Here is a 3184-nt window from a genome sequence, read left to right on the forward strand (position 1 = left end):
CCGCCGATCATCTGGCTGCGCGCCAGCTTCTCGTTGAGGATGCGGCCCGCGTCGATGGCCGACACGATCCGCGTGACGCGCAGCAGTCCCAGGTCCGCATCGACGCGGACTTCCGCGAACCACGCGGCGAATGAGCCGTTAGCGGTGGGCTCGCGAGCGTTCATTCCCGGGTCCCTCTCGCCGTCCGCGGTTATCTCCGGTAGTCCGTGCCGGGCGAGTATGTCGGCGTAGGTCTGACCGATCGAGGAATCATCGATGACGTGGATGCCGCCGTTCGTGGTGGTGACGTCGTCCGGGCGCCTGCCCCGCAGCGGCGACGACTCGTCGGCGGCGACGACATCCAGGAACGCCCGGACCAGGTTGCCCACGGCGTCCTGGATGGCGCCGCTGAGGGACGTCGCCATTGCCGAACCGCCTGAGTACGGCGCGAACGGCAGGTCGCTGTCGCCGATCTCGACCTGTACCTGGCCGATGTCGAGTCCGAGCAACTCGGCCGTGACCTGCGTCGCGATCGTGTAGGTGCCGGTGCCAAGGTCGGTGGCGGCGCTGCGCACGTGCGCGGTGCCGTCGCGGCCGATCGACACCGTGGCCTGGCAAGGTGCCTGGCCTGACGTGAACGTGACTCCGGCCATGCCGTAACCGATCAGCCAGTTCCCGTCGCGCATCGACCCGATCTCGGGCGTACGCCGCGCCCAGCCGAATCGCTCGGCGCCGACGCGGTAGCACTCCCGCAGCGCCTCGCTCGACCACGCCCGGCCCGACCCCGGATGAACCTCGGCGTAGTTGCGCAGCCGCAGCTCGATCGGGTCGATTCCGAGCGTGTAGGACAGCTCGTCGAGCGCGGACTCCACCGCGAAGTTGCCCTGGGTCGTGCCGGGGCCGCGCATCCAATGGGGGCTTGGGATGTGCAGCCGCGCCCGCCGGTCGTGGGTCGCTACGTTCGGGCAGGAGTAGGCATTGCCGGTGAGCTGCGTGACGGGCTCGACCCCTCCGTCGTCCACAGCCGCGATTGTCGCGGTGGACTCGTGATCCATCGCCATCAGCCGGCCATCGCGGGTGGCACCGAGCCGCACCCGTTGCCGGGTCTCCGGCCGGTGGCCGACGGACGTGAACATCTGCGGCCGGGTCAGCACCAGCTTGACCGGGCGGCTGACCACCCGGGCCGCTAGCGCGGTCAGGATCACGTGCGGCCAGGCGCGGAGTCCGGCCCCGAACCCGCCGCCCAGGTACGGAACCAGGACCCGGACATCGGTCTCAGGCAGGCCGAACACCGTTGCGAGGGCTCTGCGAGTACTCATCGGGTCTTGGCTCGCGTTGTGCACGGTCAGCCGGTCACCGTCCCAGCGGGCCACCGTGGCGAAGAGCCCCATCGGGTTGTTGGTCACCGGCGCGGTGGTGAAGGTCTCGTCGTAGGCCACCTCGGCCGAGGCCAGCGCGGCGGTGACATCACCGCGATCGACGTCCTGCCCCCACCGATCGAGCAAGACGGGGGCACGAGGATCGGCGATGCTCAGCACCGGAGCAACCTCTTCGTAGCTGATCTCGACCAGTCGCGCCGCGGCGGCCGCCTGTTCGCGCGTCCGCGCCACCACGACGGCCACATGCTGGCCCTGGTGCACAATCCGGTTGTCCTTGAAGGGGAATGGAGGCGCGGGGCCGAGCGGGGTCAGCGGTGCGTCGATGAGAGCAGGCGCGTTCTCGTGCGTGATCACCGCGAGGACGCCCGGTGCGGCCTCCGCCTTCGCTGTGTCGACGCCCCCGATGGTTCCCGCCGCGATCGTGGACTGCACCAGGACTGCGTGTGCGAGGTCGGGGAGGGTGAAATCCGACGGGTATGGCGCGGCGCCGGTCACCTTGAGCGGCCCGTCGACTCGGTCGACGGGATCACCGATGATCTTCTCGCGCGTGGCGGTCGTCATGGCCGGACCCCCGATACGGTGTGCAGGATTCGGATGATCGTGCGCTTGGCCAGCTCGACCTTGAACGCGGTGCCCGCGACCGTGAAGGGATCATCGAGCGCGGCCTGGGCCGCGGCCCGGAACGTAAGGCCGGTGGCGGATGCGCCGTGGAGAATCTCCTCGGCCTCGAGAGCCCGCCACGGCATCGTCCCGACACCGCCGAGAGCGAGGCGGGCGCGGACGATCGTGCCGTCCTCGATCAGCAGCGCCGCGGCCGCGGAGGTGAGCGCGAACTCGTAGGAGGCCCGGTCGCGGAGCTTCAGGTAGCCGGACCGCGTGCCGCCCGGCGGTAGCGGTATTCGTATCTGCGTGATCAGCTCGCCGTGCTGGAGCACGTTCTCGATGTCTGGCCGTTCTCCGGGTAGGACATAGAACTGGGTCAGCGGGACGCTGCGCGACCCGTCGACGCCCTGGATGTCTACGACTGTGTCGAGCGCGATCAGCGGTACGCACAGGTCCGAGGCGTGCAAGGCAATGCAGTGCTCGCTGGCGCCCAGAATCGCGTGCATCCGCGCCGGACCGCGCACCGCCGCGCACCCAGACCCCGGAGCGCGCTTGTTGCAGGCCATCACCGTCGAGTCACGGAAGTAGCGACAGCGCGTGCGCTGCAAGAGGTTCCCGCCGATCGTCGCCATGTTGCGCAGCTGCGGCGAGGCGCCTGCCAGCAGCGCCTCGCGGACGAATGGCACCCGCTCGCTCATCGTCGCGTCCGCGGCGAGCTCCTCCATCGTGACCAGCGCCCCGACGCGCAACGTGTCCTCAGCGAGGGTGATCCCGCGCAGCGGCAAGCGCGTGACGTCGACCAGCCGCCCAGGCTCGACCACCCCGTCCTTCAAGACGAGATCGAGCTCGGTCGTGCCGCCCGCGAGGTACTCAGCCTGGGGGTCGGCGCTCACCCGCGCCACCGCGGCGGTCGCGTCGTCGGCACGGACGTACTCAAAGGGCCGCATCGCTATTCGCTCCCCCGGCCGGCGACCTCCCGGATCGCCGCGACGATATTCGGATACGCACCGCAGCGACAGAGGTTGCCGCTCATGAACTCGCGGATCTCCTCATCCGAGCCCGCTCGTCCTTCCTGCAGCAGCGCGACCGCCGACATGATCTGCCCGGGCGTGCAGTAGCCGCACTGAAAACCGTCATGACGGACGAACGCCTCCTGCACCGGATGCAGCCGTCCGTCAGCCGCCAGGCCTTCGATGCTGGTCACCTCCCGGCCCTCGCACTGC

At 69.8% G+C, this 3184-nt stretch carries 3 protein-coding genes; all 3 read right to left on the bottom strand.

Annotation, left to right across the window (positions count from 1 at the left end):
- The coding region (locus VG296_RS12720) for a xanthine dehydrogenase family protein molybdopterin-binding subunit (RefSeq protein ID WP_325565881.1) at window positions 1-1919 on the bottom strand (1919 nt) is incomplete at its 3' end.
- Entirely contained in the window at window positions 1916-2908 is a 993-nt protein-coding gene (locus VG296_RS12725) for a xanthine dehydrogenase family protein subunit M (protein ID WP_325565882.1), read from the bottom strand. The genes VG296_RS12725 and VG296_RS12720, both read right to left, overlap by 4 nt.
- Window positions 2909-2910: 2 nt before the next feature.
- Window positions 2911-3184, bottom strand: a 274-nt coding sequence (locus tag VG296_RS12730) for a (2Fe-2S)-binding protein (protein ID WP_325565883.1), incomplete at its 5' end; no start/stop codon positions are given.

It is taken from the genome of Actinospica sp., assembly GCF_035552695.1.
Classification (GTDB): domain Bacteria; phylum Actinomycetota; class Actinomycetes; order Streptomycetales; family Catenulisporaceae; genus Actinospica.

What these genes read in the sequence shown, in the direction of transcription:
- VG296_RS12725 (WP_325565882.1), bottom strand. Translation starts at nt 2,908, where the DNA reads ATGCGGCCCTTTGAGTACGTCCGTGCCGACGACGCGACCGCCGCGGTG.